Below are 17,627 nucleotides of genomic sequence, written 5' to 3'. Positions count from 1 at the left end.
GCTAGACGAAGGCGGACTTCCCCGTCACGGCCCGGGCCACGATCAGCGAATTGATTTCGTAGCTGCCCTCGTAGGTATAGAGGATTTCGGCGTCGCCGAAGAGCTTGCCCATCTCAAAGTCGCTGCTGATGCCGTTGCCGCCCATGAGCGACCGGCCCATCGCCACCGAGGCACGCGCCAGCCGCGTGGTGGTGGCTTTGGCCATGGCGGCCTGGACCATCTCGAGCTTGCCATCTTCCTGGATTCGCGCCAATTGGGCCATCAGGGCCAGGGAGGCCGTCGCGTTGCCCAAGATCTCGGCGAGCTGCTGCTGGATGAGCTGAAAGCGGGCCAGTTCCTTGCCGAACTGGCGGCGCTGCAGCGAATAGGCGCGTGCGACGTCGAACGCGGCCAGCTGGATGCCGGCGCCCTGCCAGCCCACCCAAGCCCGTGAATCGCGCAGAAGCTCGTTGGCCTTGGAGAAGTCAGTGGCGCCGGGCAGCAGGTTGGCCGCCGGAATGCGGACCTCGTCAAGGACAATGTCGGCGTTCTGCATGATGCGCAGGCCGATCTTGTTGGCGATCTTCGTGGCGGTGTAGCCGGCACGGTCCGTCTCCACGATGAAGCCCTTGATGTGCTGGTCAGCGACGTCCCGGGCCCAAACCAGGGCGAAGTCCGCGATAGTGCCGGCGCCGATCCATCGCTTGGCACCGTTGAGGACCCACTCGCCGCCGTCCAGCCGCGCAGTGGTTTCCAGGCCACCGGCGATGTCCGAGCCGTGGTCCGGTTCCGTCAGGGCGAACGCTCCGAGCTGGGTGAACGCGGTGAGGCCGGGGAGCCAGCGCGCCTTCTGTTCCTCCGAGCCCAGCTCATCGATCATGCCGACGATCAGCTCATTGTGGATGCCCACGAGCGCCGAAAGGGAAACGTCGGCGCGGGCCACCTCGACGTACATGAGCCCCTTGAAGAGCTTGGATGTGCCGTCCGTTTGCAACCCGCCCAGGCCGTATTTGCCGAGTTCCGCGAGCAGGCCGAAGGGAAACTCCTCGCGGTTCCAGTAGTCGATCGACGCGGCCCGGATCCGGGACTGCAGGAATTCCCGGCCCTCCTGGTAGCGGAGCTGTTCGTCCGGCGGCAGCAGGTCCACGATGTACATCAGGTCGGCGTCGGGAAAGGGCGGCTGCGCCGTGTTTGCTTCCCCTGGCGCTGGTTGTCCGCTGGCACGTCCTTGTGGCTGCACGGGCATGTATCCCTTCGTCATGCGCCGCCTGCAGAGCAGCGCCGCTCTTCCAAACCCTTGGATGTCCTAGTATATTGCACAGTGACGGGGATCACTAGGCAGGCGCTGGGCCGGCCGGCGGATCCCAGGCAACGGCGCTGTGCCACGGACCGCCCGGAACGGCAGCGCCAGAGAACTTCGAAAGGTGCACCATGACCGTGACTGAGGAATTCCGGGCCGCGCGGGACCGGCTGCTGGCCCTGCGCGGGGACTACGACGGCGCCCGCAGCGAATTCCAGTGGCCGCGCTTCGAGGAATTCAACTTCGCTCTGGACTGGTTCGACCAGCTCGCGGCAGACCCGGCCAAGGCGGACAAGCCGGCGCTGGTGATCGTCGAACAGGACGGCTCCGCGACCCGGCGTAGCTTCGCAGACCTCTCCCGGCGCTCGTCCCAGGTGGCCAACTGGCTGCGCGGACAGGGTGTGCGGCGCGGGGACCGGATGATCATCATGCTCGGTAACCAGGTGGAGCTCTGGGAACTCATGCTGGCCGGCATCAAGCTGGGCATCGTCATGATCCCCACCACCACCCTCATGGGATCCGCCGACCTCCAGGACCGGGTGGAGCGCGGCGGCGCGTCCTGGGCCGCCGTCGGCAGTGCCAACATCGCCAAGTTCGCCGACGTCGCCGGTGACTACACGCTGATCGAAATCGGCGGGAATCCCACCAATCCCGCCGCCCCAGGCCAGGACAATGCCCGGCAGTATGCGGAGGCGGCCGCGGCCGGCGCGGACTTCACCCCGGACGCCCCCACCCGGGGAGACGAGACCCTCCTGCTCTACTTCACCTCCGGCACCACGTCCAAGGCCAAACTCGTGGAACACACGCACACCTCCTACCCGGTGGGACACCTGTCTACGATGTTCTGGATCGGGATGGAACCGGGCGACGTGCACCTCAACGTCGCCTCGCCCGGCTGGGCCAAGCACGCCTGGTCCAATGTGTTCACACCCTGGATCGCCGAGGCCTGCGTGTTTATCTACAACTACGACCGCTTCGACGCCAAGGCGCTCATGGACCAGATGGACCGCGAATCCGTGACCAGCTTCTGCGCCCCGCCTACGGTCTGGCGGATGCTGATCCAGGCCGATCTCACCCTGTTGAAGAACCCGCCCACGAAGGTGGTGTCCGCGGGCGAACCGCTCAACGCAGAGGTGATCGACCAGGTCCACCGCGCCTGGGGCCAGACCATCCGGGACGGCTTCGGCCAGACCGAATCCACCGTGCAGATCGCGAACACCCCGGGCCAGCCGATCAAGATCGGCGCCATGGGCAAGCCGCTGCCCGGCTACGACGTCGTGCTCGTGGACCCCGCCACCGGCGAGGAGGCCGACGACGGCGAGCTCTGCCTGCGCCTCGACCCCCGCCCCGTGGGGCTCATGAAGGCGTACCACGGCGACCCGGAGAAGACGGCGGAGGCTTTCCGCGACGGCTATTACCACACGGGGGACATGGCGAGCCGGGACGAGCGCGGCATCATCACGTACGTGGGCCGCGGCGACGACGTCTTCAAGTCCTCCGACTACCGGCTGTCCCCGTTCGAACTGGAGAGCGTGCTGATTGAGCATCCGGCGGTGGCGGAGGCCGCCGTCGTCCCCTCCCCCGACCCGCTCAAGCTGTCGGTACCGAAGGCCTTTGTGGTCCTGGCTGCCGGGCACCAGCCTGGCCCGGAGCTGGCCGAGGACATCCTGCGGTACTGCCGGGAGCACCTGGCCCCGTTCAAGCGGATCCGCCGGCTGGAGTTTGCCGAGCTTCCCAAGACGATCTCCGGCAAGATCCGGCGGGTGGAGCTGCGGCACAGCGAGGAGCTGCGCCACGGCGGCGGCCCTGTGCCCGAAGGCTTCGGCATCGAGTACTCCGACTCCGATTTCCCCGGGCTCAAGGGTCAGGGCTGAGCATGGGGACACCGCTGCCGCGAGATCCGATCGCTGACGCCCGGCTGAACTGGGAGCGCCACGGCTGGTCCGACGTCGCCGCCCCGATGGCCGCGATCACCGCCATCATGCGGACCCAGCAGATTCTGCTGGGCCGGATTGAGGCCGTCCTCAAGCCGTTCGGACTCACGTTTGCCCGGTACGAGCTGCTGGCGTTGCTCAGCTTCGCCCGCAGCGGGGCGCTGCCGATGAACAAGGCGAGCGCGCTGCTGCAGGTCCATCCCACCTCGGTCACCAACGCGGTGGACCGGCTTCAGAACGCCGGGCTGGTGATCCGTTCACCGCATCCCACAGACGGCCGCACCACCTTGATCGAGCTCACCCCCGACGGGCGCGCCCTGGCCAAACGGGCGACGGCGGTGCTGAACTCGGAGGTCTTCGGCCAGTCGGGCTTCGGGGACCAGGACGTGGACCAGCTGATCCGGATCCTGGGCACGTTCCGCCGGAACGCCGGGGATTTCAGCTGAGCGGGGAAGGCGGGCCCGGCGGGCCCGGCGGCGTGGCCGCGAGAGGGTCCACCTTGACTGGCCGGGCCTCCTGCGCCGTCGCATCCCCACGTTCCGGCACGGGTTCGGCCGTGTGAAGCACACGCCACGCGGTTACGCCGGCGAGCACGGCCGCAATGGCGGCGCCCACGACGAGCCAAGGTTTCCCTGGCCAGCGTCCATGGGCTTTACCAGATGCCGGCGCTTCCACCTCGGGAAGGATCCGCGCAATGCGCTCATGGACCCGCGGGGTCACCGCTTCCACTCCCCCGGCCAGTTCGTCGGCAATGGCCCGCAACGTGGCTTGGAGTCGGGGCGACGCTACGTCGATGCCGGCATCAACTTGCCCCAGCGCACGGCGGAGGGCGGCTTCGACACCGGGTGTCGCCCATTCCCTGCCCTTTGCCAGACGGGCGATAAGGTTTTCTTCGAGATGACGGGCTTGAGCCGCCCGGTCAGTTTTTTCGGACACACGCACAGCAGCCTCCAGAGGTTGATAAGTGTGAGGCACAGCCTAGGGTTTGATCCCGGTGAAGAACAGCCTTGATTTTCAACTGCGGGTTCTCCTCGGGATTCCAAGCTTTATGCAAGGACGTTCAGGCAGGATACGGGTCCGAGGATATTCCCGATTGAACATGGGGTGGTTGTGATGGATGCAAACCCGAGGCGGAGCCCCTCCGTCCTGTTTTGGGTTGTTACCGTTGTCATTCTCGGAGCCCTGGTGGCCCTGGGCTCGTATGTGGTGAGCATCTTAGCTCCCCTGTTCTTCCCTGTCTGAGACCAATCGTTGTCATTCTCTCAACAGCCAGGGACCACGGGGTAGTGCCACCTCCAGTACGCCCGCCGGCGGTGCCCCGGCCATTCAAATGAAAACATGTTTTGCCCAGAAACCGTCCGGAGTATCGTGGTTCGGAGCCGGACAGTGCCGTCTGGCCAGGCAGCAATTAGTGCTCACAGAGCGTCGATTGGCGATCGCCTAGGAGGGGCCATGACTTCGCCCAGCGTGCCCATACCGCAGCCTCCCACGAGGCCGGTGGTCGGCAACTTGCCGGACATCGACTCCAGCAAGGGAATCCTGGGAATAGCCGAGGTGGCCGAGCGGTACGGCCCCATTGTCCGCATCCAGGTCTTCAACCGCAGCATCATCGCCATCTCTTCCCAGCAGCTCGTCAACGAAGTCTGCGACGAGTCCCGTTTCGGCAAGGTGCTGGGCGTTTCCCTTCGGCAGGTGCGGGAATTCATTGGCGACGGATTGTTCACCGCAAGAACAGATGAACTGAACTGGCAGAAGGCGCACCGGATCCTGATGCCGGCGTTCGGGCCGGCGGCGCTGACGCGGATGTTCAGCGGCATGGACGACATCGCCGAGCAGCTGCTCCTGAAGTGGGAGCGGCTCGGCCCGACGGCCCGGATCGATGTCCCGGACAACACCACCCGGCTGACCCTGGACACCATTGCCCTGTGCTCGTTCAGTTACCGGTTCAACAGCCTCTACCGGGAAGAGATGCATCCCTTCGTCGGGGCCATGGTGCGCGGCCTGGTCGAATCCGGGGATCGAGCACGCAGGCTCCCGGTCCAGAACAAGATCATGCTGCGCAGACGCCACCAGCTCGAGGAAGACCATGCCCTGATGTTCGAGGTCGCCGACCAGATGATCAGCGACCGTCGGCGCAACCCCAGCCCGGCTGGCAGCGAGGACATCCTGGACACCATGCTCAATGCCGCTGACCCGGTGACCGGCGAGCGATTGAGCGAGGAAAACGTCCGCTACCAGATGGTCACCTTCCTGGTGGCCGGGCATGAGACCACCAGCGGACTGCTGTCCTTTGCGCTCTATGAGCTGCTGCGCCATCCGGCTGTCCTGGCCAAGGCCCGCGCCCAGGTGGACGAGGTCCTCGGCACCGAGAGTGCCCGATTCGAGCACCTGCCCCGGCTGGGGTACTTGGACCAGATCCTCAAGGAGACGCTCCGGCTGTGGCCCACCGCCCCGGCGTTCAACGTCGCCCCGCACGAGGACACGACCCTTGGCGGCCGTTACGAGGTCCCGGCAGGCCAGCCCATCATGGTCCTCATTCCGCGGCTGCACCGGGACACGGCGGCCTGGGGGGAGGACGCCGCGATCTTCGATCCGGACCGGTTCTCACCTGCCCGGGCCGCGGAAATCCCCGCCAACGCCTGGAAACCCTTCGGCAACGGACAGCGCTCCTGCATCGGCCGGGGATTTGCCCTGCAGGAGGCCATGCTTTTCCTGGCCAAGCTCCTGCAGCGCTTCGAGGTCACGGCGGCGGACCCAGGCTATGAACTGCAGATCAAGCACACGCTGACCATGAAGCCTGAGGGGCTCTTCATCCACGTGCGCAGGCGGGACGTCACCATCGCGGCCGGCCCGCAGGCCGCCGTCGAACACGCCCGGCAGGCCGAAGCGGCAGCGGCGGCCGCCGCGCCCAACGGCGTCCCGATCCGTGTGCTCTACGGTTCCAACGCAGGCACGTCCAAGGACTTCGCCCAGCGCATCGCCAACGACGCCGGCCGGCGCGGCTACAGCCCCACCATCGGTCCGCTCGATGAGGCGGCCGGCGGACTGCCATCGGAGGGGCTCGTGGCAATCGTGACGTCCTCCTACGAGGGGCAGCCGCCGGACAACGCCCGGAAATTCGTGGCCTGGACCGAAGGCCTGCAGCCGGGCAGCCTCGCCGGGGTCCGGTTTACGGTCTTCGGCAACGGCAACAAGGACTGGGCGCGAACGTACCAGGAGGTGCCCAAGGCCATCGACGCCCGGCTGGAGGCTGCGGGCGCCACGCGGATCTATGCCCGGGGCGAAGCCAACGCCCGCGGCGACTTTTTCGGCGATTTTGAAGAATGGTACGCCGGACTTTGGCCCGCCGTGGACACCGCCCTCGGGCAGAGGACCACCCCGCCCACCGCGCAGCCCCAGCTTGAACTCCAGTTCGTCGGCAACGTCCGGGATCCGCTGCTGCGCCAGAACGGGCTGGCACTCGGTACCGTCGTGGCGAACCGGGAACTGGTCGATCTGGCCAAGCCCGGCGCCAGGTCCAAGCGGCATGTCGAGATCGCCCTGCCCGAGGGGATGAGCTACCGGACCGGGGATTATCTGGCCGTGCTGCCGCTGAATCCCAGCGCACTGGTGCAGCGCGCCCTGGCCCATTTCAACCTTGATTACGACTCGCATGTTGAGCTGAGCATGGAGCGGGGGGACACTTTCCTGCCCACGGGTGTTCCCGTGGCAGTCGGTGAACTGCTGAGCAGCTACGTGGAACTCGCGGTCCCGGCCACCCGCATCCAGCTCGAGGACCTGGCTGATGTCGCGGCGGATCCCGGACACCGCGCCGAACTTGAGGCCCTGGCCCAGGACCGCGGGCGCTACGCGGCCGAGATCCTGGACAAGCGGGTCTCCCTCCTGGACCTGCTGGAGACATATCCGTCATGCCAGCTGTCGTTCACCTCGTTCCTGCAACTGCTGACACAGCTGACCCCCCGGCGGTACTCCATTTCCTCGTCCCCGCTCTGGAGCCCCGACCATGCGACCCTGACCTTCACCGTCATCGAGGCCCCGGCGTGGTCGGGCCGCGGCGTTTTCGAAGGCGCCTCGTCCACGTACCTCGCCCAGGCCAGGCCCGGGTCCAGGGTCGCGGTCACTGTCCGGCCCTCGAACGCGGCATTCCACCCGCCGTCGTCCCTTAGCGTCCCGCTCATCATGGTCTGCGCAGGGACCGGGCTGGCACCCTTCCGCGGCTTCGTCCAGGACCGGGCGCTGCGGGCCGAAGCCGAGGATACGACGCCGGCGCCTGCCCTGCTGTTCTTCGGCTGCCGGGCCCCGGACACCGATTTCCTCTACAGCGCCGAACTCGCGTCGTGGGCGGAGCAGGCCAACCTCGATCTGCGGCCGGTCTTTTCCACCGCTCCCGAAGACGGCCTGAAATATGTCCAGGATCGGCTTTGGGCCGACCGGGCCGACGTCGTCGAGCTGGTCCGGCAGGGCGCCACGGTGTACGTCTGCGGCGACGGCAAGCACATGGCGCCCCAGGTCCGCGAGACGTGCGCCCTCATTTACCAGGAAGCAACCGGCGCCTCCAAGGAGGAGGCCGAGGCATGGATGGATGAGGTGGAACGCACACACGGCAGGTACGTGGCCGACATCTTCACGTAAGGCCGGCTTCGCCATGCTGGCGCCGTTTGCGCCGCCGCGACGTGTCCGGTCCCGCCTAGCGGTGGTTGAACTCCGGCTGCCGCTTCTCGGTGAAGGCAGCCATGCCTTCCTTCTGGTCCTCGGTGGCGAAGAGGGAGTGGAACACGCGCCGTTCAAACAGCACGCCCTGGGCAAGCCCGGTCTCAAACGCCGCGTTCACCGCTTCCTTGGCCACCATCGCCACCGGCTTGGATTTGGAGGCGATCACCTCGGCGGCCTTCAGCGCCTCCTCGACCACGTCCGCGGCCGGGACCACGCGGGAGACCAGGCCAGCACGTTCGGCCTCCTCGGCGTCCATGAAGCGCCCGGTCAGGATCATGTCCATCGCCTTGGACTTGCCCACGGCGCGGGTGAGGCGCTGTGAGCCGCCCATGCCCGGGAGCACACCGAGGTTGATCTCGGGCTGGCCGAACTTAGCGTTGTCCCCCGCGATGATGAAATCGCACATCATCGCCAGCTCGCAGCCGCCGCCCAGCGCGAAGCCGGACACGGCTGCCACCACGGGGATGCGGAGCCTGGTGAAGTCCTCCCAGCCGCGGAACCAGTCCGCCGCGTACATGTCCATGTAGCCCTTGGACTGCATTTCCTTGATGTCCGCGCCGGCGGCGAAGGCCTTCGCGGAACCGGTCACCACCACGGCACCGATCTCCGGGTCCGCATCCATCCCGGTCACGGCCTTCACCAACTCCTCCATCGTGGCCTTGTTCAGGGCGTTGAGGGCTTCGGGCCGGTTGAGCGTCACAAGGCCCACGCGGCCGCGGCGCTCCACCAGGATGTTCGCGTACTGTTCCGTCATGAGTGGTCCCCTTAGGTGGTGCGTCTGGTCTGTGTTTGGCGGACTAGTGCCCGGACGTGCCGGATTCTGATGTTCCGGCTTCCGATTTGTCACGGATGTCGGTGATGATGCCGGAGAAGTCCCGGCCGGCACCGCCTTCCGCGGCAAAGGTATCGTAAATTTCGGATGCGAGGGGGCCGAGGCGGGCCGCGACGCCGGTGCTCTGGAGCGCGTTGAGGGCCAGCTTGAGGTCCTTGGCCATGAGCGCCCCCGCGAAGCCGGGCTGGTAGTCCCGGTTGGCGGGACTGGTCGGGACGGGCCCGGGCACGGGGCAATTGGTGGTCAGCGCCCAGCATTGTCCCGAGGCGGCAGAGGCGACGTCGAACAGTGCCTGATGGGTCAGTCCGAGCTTTTCGCCCAGCACAAAGGCCTCGCTGACGGCGATCATCGAGACGCCCAGGATCATGTTGTTGCAGATCTTGGCCGCCTGGCCCGCGCCGTGGGCGCCGGTGTGGACCACCCGCTTGCCCATGACTTCCAGCAGCGGCTTGACGGCCTCGAAGTCCTCCGGGAGGGCGCCGACCATGAAGGTGAGCGTCCCGGCCTCGGCCCCCACCACGCCTCCGGACACGGGGGCGTCGACAGCACGGTGACCGGCCGCCACCGCGAGTTCCGAGGCCTCGCGGGCCTCGTCCACGTTGATCGTGGAACAGTCCAGGAACATGGTGCCCGGGACGGCCAGTTCAAGCAGGCCTGGCTCACCGCCTGTGCCGCGGTAGGCATCGAGGAGGTGTTTGCCGCTGGGCAGCATGGTCAGCACGACGGCGGCGCCCGCCGCCGCTTCGGCTGCCGTCCCGGCGGTTGGAATCCCGTGCTCCCGGGCGGCGTCCAGGGCCGCCGGCACGACGTCGAAGCCGGTCACCCGGTAGCCGGCCTTGACCAGATTGACGGCCATCGGGCCGCCCATGTGCCCCAGACCAAGGAAGGCGATGGGGCCGGTTCCGGGCGCTCCTGCTTCAGACATGGTTCTTCTCCTTGTTCTTCTCCGTGTTCTTCTGCTTCGGAGAAAGCTTCAGTTCGCGCCCGCCAAGCGGGGCGAAGTAGGCCGCGACGTCCTCTCGCGTGACTTCCGCGAGGGTGGCGGGCTTCCAGCGGGGATTGCGGTCCTTGTCCACCACCTGGGCGCGGATCCCTTCGCGGAAGTCCGGTCCGGCCAGGAAGCGCAGGCCCACGCGGTACTCCTGCTCGAGCGCCTGCTCCAGGCTCAGTCCGCGGACGCGGCGTAGGGACTCCAGGGCCACTTTCACCGCCGTCGGCGACTTGGCCTCGATGGTGTCCGCTGCGCCGGCGGCCTCCCCGCCCACCGTGCGCAGCCGGAGCAGGATCTCCTCGGCGTCGTCGCTGGAGTAGCAGGCGTCGATCCATTCCTGCTGTGCGGCGAGGACTGACGGCGGAGCCGGTTCGGCGAAGCGGGCGACGGCGGCGTCCGCTGCCTCGGTCTCGAGCGCCGCCGCCAGTTCAGGCAGGCTGGCGGAGGGCACGAAGTGGTCGGCGAGGCCCAGGAACAGCGCGTCCGCGCCGCTCAGGTGGGCGCCGGTCAGGGCCGCGTGGGTGCCGGTCTCCCCCGGCGAGCCGGAGAGCAGCAGGGTGCCGCCGACGTCGGGCACGAACCCGATGGTCGTTTCGGGCATGCCCGTGCGGGTGCGTTCGGTGACGATCCGCACGGAGCCGTGGGCCGAGATCCCTACGCCGCCGCCCAGGACCAGCCCGTCCATGAACGCGACGTACGGCTTGGGGTATTCAGAGATGAGCAGGTTCAGCCGGTACTCGTCCGCCCAGAAGTCCGCGGTGGTGTCCCCGCCGTCGAGCATGTCCCGGTAGATGGCCACGATGTCGCCGCCGGCGCAGAGGCCCCGGTCGCCGGCGCCGCGGACCAACACCGTAGCGACGGCGTCGTCATCGGCCCAGAGCCTGAGCTGTTCGAGCATCGCGGCGGCCATCCCGGCCGTCAGGGCGTTGACGGCCGTGGGCCGGTTGAGGGTCACGACGCCGAGGCTGCCGCGCCGTTCAAACAGGACTTCCGCTGCTTCCCCGGGCAAGCGTTCGCCGGCCGCTGCTCCGCTGTCCGCTTCCCGCGAAACTTCCGCCCCCATCAGCTGCCTTCCGGCATGACGAAGCTGCTGCCGGAACGGATGCCGGAAGGCCAGCGGCTGGTGACCGTCTTGGTCTTCGTGTAGAAGCGGAAGGCGTCGGCCCCGTGCTGGTTGAGGTCGCCGAATCCGGAGGCCTTCCAGCCGCCGAAGGTGTAGTACGCGATGGGCACGGGGATGGGGACGTTGATCCCCACCATGCCCACCTGGACCCGGCTGGCAAAGTCGCGGGCGGCGTCGCCGTCGCGGGTGAAGATGGCCACGCCGTTGCCGAACTCGTGTTCGCTGCAGAGCCGAAGGGCCTCGTCATAGTCCTCGGCGCGGAGCACGCTCAGGACCGGGCCGAAAATCTCCTCTTTGTAGATCTTCATGTCCTTCGTGACGTTGTCGAACAGCGTGGGACCGACCCAGAAACCGCCGTCGTAGCCTTCCACCGTCAGCCCGCGGCCGTCGGTCACGAGGCTGGCGCCTTCTTCGACGCCGGAGGCGATGTAGCCTTCGATCCGCTCCTTCGCGGAGGCCGCCACCACCGGGCCGAAGTCGGAATCCTTGGCAAGGCTGTGGCCCACCTTGAGCCCGGCGATCCGCGCCTGCAGCTTCTCCACGAGCACATCCGCGGTCTTCCGGCCGACCGGAACGGCCACCGAGATCGCCATGCAGCGCTCACCCGCGGAGCCGAAGCCCGCCCCGATGAGGGCGTCCGCGGCCATGTCGAGGTCCGCGTCCGGCATGATCACCATGTGGTTCTTGGCGCCGCCGAAGCACTGGGCGCGCTTGCCGTTGGCTGCGGCCGTGGCGTAGATGTACTGGGCAATGGGAGTGGAGCCGACGAACCCGATGGCCTGGACCCGGGGATCCTCCAGCAGCGCATCCACGGCCTCCTTGTCCCCGTTGACCACGTTGAAGACGCCGTCGGGGAGGCCCGCCTCGGTGAAGAGCTCGGCCAGGCGCAGCGGCACGGAGGGGTCCCGTTCGGACGGCTTGAGGATGAAGGCGTTGCCTGCGGCGAGCGCCGGCCCGGACTTCCACAGCGGGATCATGGCCGGGAAGTTGAACGGTGTGATGCCGGCAACGACGCCGAGCGGCTGCCGCATCGAGTGCACGTCGACGCCGGTGCCGGCGTTGTCCGAGAACTCGCCCTTGAGCAGATGCGGGGCGCCCGCGGAAAACTCGACCACTTCGATGCCGCGCTGGATGTCACCCTTGGCATCGAGGAAGGTCTTGCCGTGCTCGGAGGAGAGCAGGGTGGCGAGCTCGTCCAGGTGCTCGTTGACCAGGTCCACGAACTTGAGCAGGATCCGGCCGCGGCGCTGCGGATTCATCGCAGCCCATTCCACCTGCCCCTTTTCCGCGCTGGCAATCACATTGTGCACTTCCTCTGCGCTGGCCAGCGGCAACCGGGCCTGGACCTCGCCGGTGCAGGGATCAAACACATCGCTGAACCGGCCGGAGGTGCCGTCCACCCGCTGCCCGTCAATGTAATGGGATAGTTCTCGAACCATGACCGAATGCTCCTTGCATGTGACCTAGATCATCTCTGCAGCCGAATATACTCGGACTTCCTACTAATTTCCAGAGGACGGTAGCCACCGGCTGCTTCGTGCGGGGGCCAAGTTCGGTAAGTTAGGGACTGTGAAGATAGCTACCTGGAATGTGAACTCGCTCCGCGCCCGCGCCGACCGCGTGGAGGCCTGGCTCCAGCGCACGGACTGTGACGTCCTGGCCATCCAGGAAACCAAATGCAAGGACGAGAACTTCCCTTGGGAGCTCTTCGAGAGCATGGGCTACGAGGTGGCACACTTCGGCCTGAGCCAGTGGAACGGCGTCGCGATCGCCTCCCGCGTGGGAATCGACAACGTCGAGCGCACCTTCCTGGACCAGCCGGTATTCGGCAAGAGCGGCAAGGACGCCGTGCAGGAGGCCCGCGCCATCGGCGCCACCTGCGGCGGCATCCGGGTCTGGAGCCTCTACGTACCCAACGGCCGCGCCCTCGACGACGAGCACATGCCCTACAAGCTCAACTGGCTGGACATCCTGAAAACCCACGCCGGCACCTGGGTCAAGGACGACCCCCAGGCGCAGATCGCGCTGATGGGCGATTTCAATATCGCACCGCAGGACGACGACGTCTGGGACATCGATTTCTTCCGCGCCAACGCCATGACACACGTCAGCGAGCCCGAGCGGGCTGCCTTCCACGCCTTTGAGGCGGCCGGGTTCCAGGATGTGGTCCGCCCGCACACCCCGGGACCTGGCGTCTACACCTATTGGGACTACACGCAGCTCCGCTTCCCGAAAAAAGAGGGAATGCGGATCGACTTCATTCTGGCCTCCCCGGCCCTGGCGGCACGGGTCACCGGTGCGATGATCGACCGCGAGGAGCGCAAGGGCAAGGGCGCCTCGGACCACGCCCCGGTGCTTGCGGAACTGGCGGACTGATGGCTGCCGCCCAGGAAGCGTCGTGATCCCATGACGGGGAACATTTACCACGGACAGGCCGGGCTGCCGTTCTCTTCCGCGCTCCGGATCTACGAGCCCCTCGAGGCGTTCCCCGAGAAGCAGCAGGAAACCCTGCGGGCCGCCGGCGTCGGCCAGGCGTCCCGCGCTGCCGTGGAGAACGCCGAGCTCCTGGCGTCCCTGGGCCGCATCACCCGGTCCGACGGGGACCCGTTTCCCACCGGCCGGACGGACCTCGTGCGCGTTGTCCCGGCCCCGGCACGGCGGGCATCCTCCGGCTCAGCGCTCGACGCCGCCGCGTCCGGCACCGGGGCCGCCGCACCGCAGGCCGAGCGGCTGCTGTACTGCCCCAGCCAGATGGTCCTCCGCGCCGGGCTGGCCGCCAATGCCCTGATGGAAGGCATTCACGGGCCCTTGGCCCAGCTCCTGATCCCGGAAGAGCAGCGGGACAAGCACCAGGAACGCATTGATGAGGTGCGCGCCCACGATGGCCTGAGCCGGGTCCACACCCGGGCGTCCACGTGGGGCATTCCCTTCAGCTGGTTCTGCCTCTTCCAGGAATCGGATCCCACCGACGTCGTCGAATCCGAGGGGCACATTGTGACGGTCCGCATCCGTGCGGGCATCGGCAAGGCACTGGAGCGCGTGAGCTACGCAGTGGCGCACCTGGCCCTCGCCGCACCCGATCTCGACATGCTCGAGGACCTGACCCAGCTCACAGAATGGCTTGAGCTGTTCCACCCGGATTCGGCAGTGGAACTCGATTACGGCGGCGTGGCAGACAAGGTCTACCCGGACGATTCGCCACTGGACGTGCGCCTCGGCATCGAGTGCCTGGCGGAGGGCGACATGACCGGCGCCGCCGCGGCCTACCGCCGGCTGGCCTCGCGCTGGGTGCCGATCCGCCAACTGGCCCGGGCTTCCTGAGCCAGGCCGGACCGCAACCCAGGAGTCCATGCGGGACGGCCACTACGGCCGAACGCCGCTAGCGGAGCCGAGCGGATGCCCGTACCGGCGGCGCCGTCGTCGTCCGCACAATCAGCCGGTGCGGTGCCACGGCGGACTGCACGGCCCCGGCAATTCCGTCGAGCTCGTCCAGCAGCATCTTGGTGCCGAGTTCGGCTTGCAGGTCTGGCCGCTGCCCGACCGTGGTGAGCCCCATGGCTTCGGCGAAGTCGTGATCGTCGATGCCGATGACCGACAAATCCTCCGGGACGCACACACCGGCCTTGTTGGCCTCGAAGATGACGCCCATGGCCATCTCGTCCGAGGCGCAGAAGATTGCTGTGGGCTTGGGCCCGTCGGCGGCCCAGAGCCGCCGGAACGCCTCCTGGCCGCTGCGAACGGTGAAGTCCCCCCACACGTCCCATTCGGCCCGGGCGGGCAGCCGCGCCTCGCGCATGATGTCGTGGAAGGCCTGGATCCGGACCCTGGGGACGTCGAAGTTGAGGTCGGTTTCGTCATCGCCATGCAGGAGCGCGATGTCGGTGTGGCCCAGCCCGATCAGGTGGCGGACCGCGGTGGCGGCCGCGGCGTAGTCGTCAATGCCAATGTAGGGGCATTCCTCGACATGGCCGCCCACCACCACCAGAGGTATATCGATCTTCTGGAGATGCTCGATTTCCTCATGGGTAAGCGCCATGCAGAGGACCAGCAGGGCGTCTATCTGCTTATAGACCATGGTCTTGCTGAAAAGCCGCTCACGGTTGCTGCCGTGGCCGCCGAGGTTGAAGAGGGAAAGGTTGTACTGGCGGGAGTGCAGTTCCCGGTCCGCCCCCTCGATGGCCTTGGAGAAGAACCAGCGGCTGACGAACGGGGCCAGCACGCCGATGGTTTTGGTCCGGCCCGTCGCCAGGCCGGACGCCGAGGACGAGGCGACGTAGCCCAAGGATTCGGCAATACCGAGGATCTTCTCCCGCGTCGCCGGGGAAACGCGGGGCAGTCCGCGGACGGCCCGGGATACGGTGGCCGTGGATACGCCGGCAGCGGCGGCAACATCCTCAATGCTGACGCCGGAGTGGCCGCCGCGCTGCGCCCTTTCTGTCCGTGCCACCTTTTGTCCCCTTGTTGACGGTCCGCGGAAGCCTGTCGGCTGCCCGCAGACGTGCTGCGCCCGCCTCCCCCGCGGCGGATGAATAGTCCTGGCCTCTGGCTGCCTAGCGGCGCCGGCTGGCCGTCCGTCCGGGCAAACGCCGGCGCAGCCGGATCATCCCGTAGAGGGCCAGCAGCATGGCCAGCAGTCCCAGTGCCCAGAAGAGGGCCGGCTGGGCGGTCACCTCCATCCAGACGGTGACCACCAGCAGCACGACTGTCCAGAAGCCGAGGAACCCGATGATGATGTCGAAGTCCTCGCCGGAGCGCACCTTTCGGCGCGTTGCCGGCACGTGGCCCAGATTCTGATCGTCAGTCATGACGGATCCCTCACTCGATGCCATCCTCACTTGACCGCGCCGGCGGTAAGGCCCGCGACGATCTTACGCTGGAATACCAGCACCAGGATGACCAAGGGAATGGTCACGATGGTGCCCGCCGCCATGATCGCGGTGTACGGGATCTGGTTGGGCTGCGCACCGGCGAAGCTGGCAATGGCCACGGTGACGGGCTGCGTTGCGTCGGACGAGAGCTGGCTGGCGATCAGGAATTCATTCCACGAGGAAATGAACGCCAGGATGGCCGTCGTGAAGATGGCCGGTGCGGCCAGCGGCATGATGACCTTCCGGAAGGCCTGTCCCTGCGTACAGCCGTCCACCCGCGCCGATTCCTCGAGTTCCCACGGCATCTCCCGGAAGAAGGAGGTCATGGTGTAGACCGTCAGCGGCAGCACGAACGAGATGTTCGGGATGATCAGGGCCTGGTAGGTGCCCATCCAGCCGATGTTCGTGAAGAGTTGGAACAGCGGAGTGATGAGGGCGACGCCCGGGAACATGGAAGCCCCCAGGATGAAGCCCAGGACGAGGTACTTGAACTTGAAGTTCAAGCGGGCCAGGGCATAGGCGGCAAACACGCCGATCACCAGCGAAACAATGGTGACGACGGCGCCGATGAACAAGCTGTTGAGCAGTGCCTGGCCGAAGTGGTTGCCGAATGACGTGTCGAACGCCGTCTTGAAGTTGTCGAGCGTCACGTGGGTCGGCAGGATCGAGGTGTCGTAGGTGAAGCCGACGTCGCGGAACGCCGTCACCACCATCCAGTAAGCCGGCGCCAGGCACCAGAAGAGGATCACGACCGCACTGATGTAGGTGCGGCTCTGGGCCCACTTCTCGCGGTTCTGCGCGACCTTCCGCCCCCGGTCCTGCTCTGCGCGTAGTTCGGTCGCGGCGGTCATTTCTTCCCCTTACCTGCGCCGGTCTGCTGCTCCACCACGTTCGCTCCGAGGAAGCGTACGAAGATGAAAGCCACCAGAAAGATGATGATGAACGTGATGGTGGACAACGCCGCCGCCGCGTTGAAGCCCTGCCTGATCTGGTTGATCACCAGGATGGAGAGCGTTGTGGTGTTGTTCGCTCCGCCCGTCAGGATGTACGGGAGGTCGAACATGCGCAGTGCGTCCAGGGTGCGGAACAGAATGGCCACCATGAGCGCCGGCTTCACCAGCGGCAGGGTGATCATCCGGAACCGCTGCCAGGCTGAGGCGCCGTCGACCTTGGCTGCCTCGTACACTTCCGCGGGAATCATCTGCAGGCCGGCAAGAATCAACAGCGCCATGAACGGCGTGGTCTTCCAGACGTCCGCGATGATCACGGCCCATCTGGCCGGCCATTCGCTGCCGGTCCACAGGACGGTGGTGTTGAAGAGTTTGTTGCCGATGCCTTCGAAGGCGAAGATGAACAGCCACAGCTTGGCCGTAACGGCGGTGGGGATGGCCCACGGCACCAGGACAGCTGCGCGGACCAGGCTGCGGCCCTTGAAGGCACGTGCCATGATGACGGCCATCCAGAAGCCGAGCACCGTCTCCAGTGTCACGGTGACGATGGTGAAGAAGAACGTGGTGCCGGTGGCGGACCAGAACTGCGCCCCGAGTGTGCCGGGAGGGCAGTCCACGGTTCCGCCGCCCGGAGCCGGGCATTGCTGGAAGATCCAGTTGTAGTAGTTCGAGAGGCCGGCCGGGCCACCCTCAGTGAAGAGACCCGTGGCGGGGTCCAGACCGGCATCCTTCTGGAATGACATCACAATGGCGGTGATGATCGGGTAAACGATCACCACTGACAATGCGAGGATAGTCGGCGCCAGCAGCCATGCTGCCCAGCGCCCCTGCGTCGCGATGCGGTTGTCCTCCCCGACACCCTTGGGTGCGTGGTGGATCGGTGCCCCGCCCGACGCCGGTGCCTTGACCGACGTCGGGCCTACTTCAGTTGCCATGA

The 17,627-nt window shown here is 66.9% G+C and carries 15 protein-coding genes; 5 read left to right on the top strand and 10 right to left on the bottom strand.

The window, feature by feature from the left end:
- Position 1: 1 nt before the first annotated feature.
- Complete coding sequence (locus ACFRJ8_RS02870; protein ID WP_377984691.1) at positions 2-1,135, bottom strand: acyl-CoA dehydrogenase family protein; 1,134 nt, start codon at positions 1,133-1,135, stop codon at positions 2-4.
- A gap of 275 nt (positions 1,136-1,410) precedes the next feature.
- Here ACFRJ8_RS02870 and ACFRJ8_RS02865 point away from each other — a divergent pair, with 275 nt between their 5' ends.
- Positions 1,411-3,153, top strand: coding sequence for an AMP-binding protein (locus ACFRJ8_RS02865; protein WP_377984617.1), 1,743 nt, complete (start codon positions 1,411-1,413; stop codon positions 3,151-3,153).
- 2 nt (positions 3,154-3,155) lie between these two features.
- The gene (locus ACFRJ8_RS02860) at positions 3,156-3,659 is read left to right on the top strand and encodes a MarR family winged helix-turn-helix transcriptional regulator (RefSeq protein ID WP_377984616.1); all 504 of its coding nucleotides are present in this window, start codon (positions 3,156-3,158) and stop codon (positions 3,657-3,659) included.
- Here ACFRJ8_RS02860 and ACFRJ8_RS02855 read toward each other — a convergent pair.
- Positions 3,652-4,149, bottom strand: coding sequence for a hypothetical protein (locus ACFRJ8_RS02855; RefSeq protein WP_377984615.1), 498 nt, complete (start codon positions 4,147-4,149; stop codon positions 3,652-3,654). The genes ACFRJ8_RS02860 and ACFRJ8_RS02855 overlap by 8 nt on opposite strands.
- A 516-nt stretch (positions 4,150-4,665) precedes the next feature.
- Between ACFRJ8_RS02855 and ACFRJ8_RS02850 the strand changes: the two genes are divergently transcribed.
- Positions 4,666-7,845: a bifunctional cytochrome P450/NADPH--P450 reductase gene (locus ACFRJ8_RS02850; RefSeq protein WP_377984614.1), complete on the top strand. Its 3,180-nt coding sequence runs from the start codon at positions 4,666-4,668 to the stop codon at positions 7,843-7,845.
- Positions 7,846-7,900: 55 nt separating this feature from the next.
- On the opposite strand, the gene ACFRJ8_RS02845 is transcribed toward ACFRJ8_RS02850, so the two are convergent.
- From ACFRJ8_RS02845 to ACFRJ8_RS02830, 4 genes are read right to left on the bottom strand one after another with little or no spacing between them, the layout of a single operon-like run.
- Positions 7,901-8,680 carry an enoyl-CoA hydratase gene (locus ACFRJ8_RS02845; RefSeq protein ID WP_377984613.1) on the bottom strand — a complete coding sequence of 260 codons (780 nt, stop codon included), beginning with the start codon at positions 8,678-8,680 and terminating at the stop codon, positions 7,901-7,903.
- Between the two features lie 43 nt (positions 8,681-8,723).
- On the bottom strand, positions 8,724-9,683 hold the full coding sequence (mmsB, locus tag ACFRJ8_RS02840) for a 3-hydroxyisobutyrate dehydrogenase (RefSeq protein ID WP_377984612.1): 960 nt from the start codon (positions 9,681-9,683) through the stop codon (positions 8,724-8,726).
- Positions 9,676-10,812, bottom strand: coding sequence for an enoyl-CoA hydratase/isomerase family protein (locus ACFRJ8_RS02835; protein ID WP_377984611.1), 1,137 nt, complete (start codon positions 10,810-10,812; stop codon positions 9,676-9,678). Before ACFRJ8_RS02835 ends, mmsB begins: the two co-directional genes overlap by 8 nt.
- Positions 10,812-12,311 carry a CoA-acylating methylmalonate-semialdehyde dehydrogenase gene (locus ACFRJ8_RS02830; protein WP_377984610.1) on the bottom strand — a complete coding sequence of 500 codons (1,500 nt, stop codon included), beginning with the start codon at positions 12,309-12,311 and terminating at the stop codon, positions 10,812-10,814. Before ACFRJ8_RS02830 ends, ACFRJ8_RS02835 begins: the two co-directional genes overlap by 1 nt.
- Before the next feature lie 130 nt (positions 12,312-12,441).
- Between ACFRJ8_RS02830 and ACFRJ8_RS02825 the strand changes: the two genes are divergently transcribed.
- Positions 12,442-13,248, top strand: coding sequence for an exodeoxyribonuclease III (locus ACFRJ8_RS02825; RefSeq protein ID WP_377984609.1), 807 nt, complete (start codon positions 12,442-12,444; stop codon positions 13,246-13,248).
- Positions 13,249-13,278: 30 nt separating this feature from the next.
- Positions 13,279-14,193 (top strand): hypothetical protein, encoded by a 915-nt coding sequence (locus tag ACFRJ8_RS02820; protein ID WP_377984608.1) that lies wholly within the window; start codon positions 13,279-13,281, stop codon positions 14,191-14,193.
- Positions 14,194-14,251: 58 nt separating this feature from the next.
- On the opposite strand, the gene ACFRJ8_RS02815 is transcribed toward ACFRJ8_RS02820, so the two are convergent.
- The 4 genes from ACFRJ8_RS02815 to ACFRJ8_RS02800 all read right to left on the bottom strand — a co-directional run bounded on the left by ACFRJ8_RS02815 (position 14,252) and on the right by ACFRJ8_RS02800 (position 17,625).
- Positions 14,252-15,319: a LacI family DNA-binding transcriptional regulator gene (locus tag ACFRJ8_RS02815; protein ID WP_377984607.1), complete on the bottom strand. Its 1,068-nt coding sequence runs from the start codon at positions 15,317-15,319 to the stop codon at positions 14,252-14,254.
- Between the two features lie 103 nt (positions 15,320-15,422).
- Positions 15,423-15,677, bottom strand: a complete 255-nt coding sequence (locus ACFRJ8_RS02810; RefSeq protein WP_277525471.1) for a hypothetical protein — start codon at positions 15,675-15,677, stop codon at positions 15,423-15,425.
- A gap of 26 nt (positions 15,678-15,703) precedes the next feature.
- Positions 15,704-16,591 carry a carbohydrate ABC transporter permease gene (locus ACFRJ8_RS02805; protein ID WP_377984606.1) on the bottom strand — a complete coding sequence of 296 codons (888 nt, stop codon included), beginning with the start codon at positions 16,589-16,591 and terminating at the stop codon, positions 15,704-15,706.
- Entirely contained in the window at positions 16,588-17,625 is a 1,038-nt protein-coding gene (locus ACFRJ8_RS02800; RefSeq protein WP_377984605.1) for a carbohydrate ABC transporter permease, read from the bottom strand. The genes ACFRJ8_RS02805 and ACFRJ8_RS02800 overlap by 4 nt, the downstream gene beginning before the upstream one ends.
- Positions 17,626-17,627 lie beyond the last annotated feature (2 nt).

The organism is Arthrobacter sp. NPDC056886 (assembly GCF_042788715.1).
Classification (GTDB): domain Bacteria; phylum Actinomycetota; class Actinomycetes; order Actinomycetales; family Micrococcaceae; genus Arthrobacter.
Note: the sequence above shows the minus strand (reverse complement) of the source record. Positions and strands in the feature narration are given on the sequence as shown.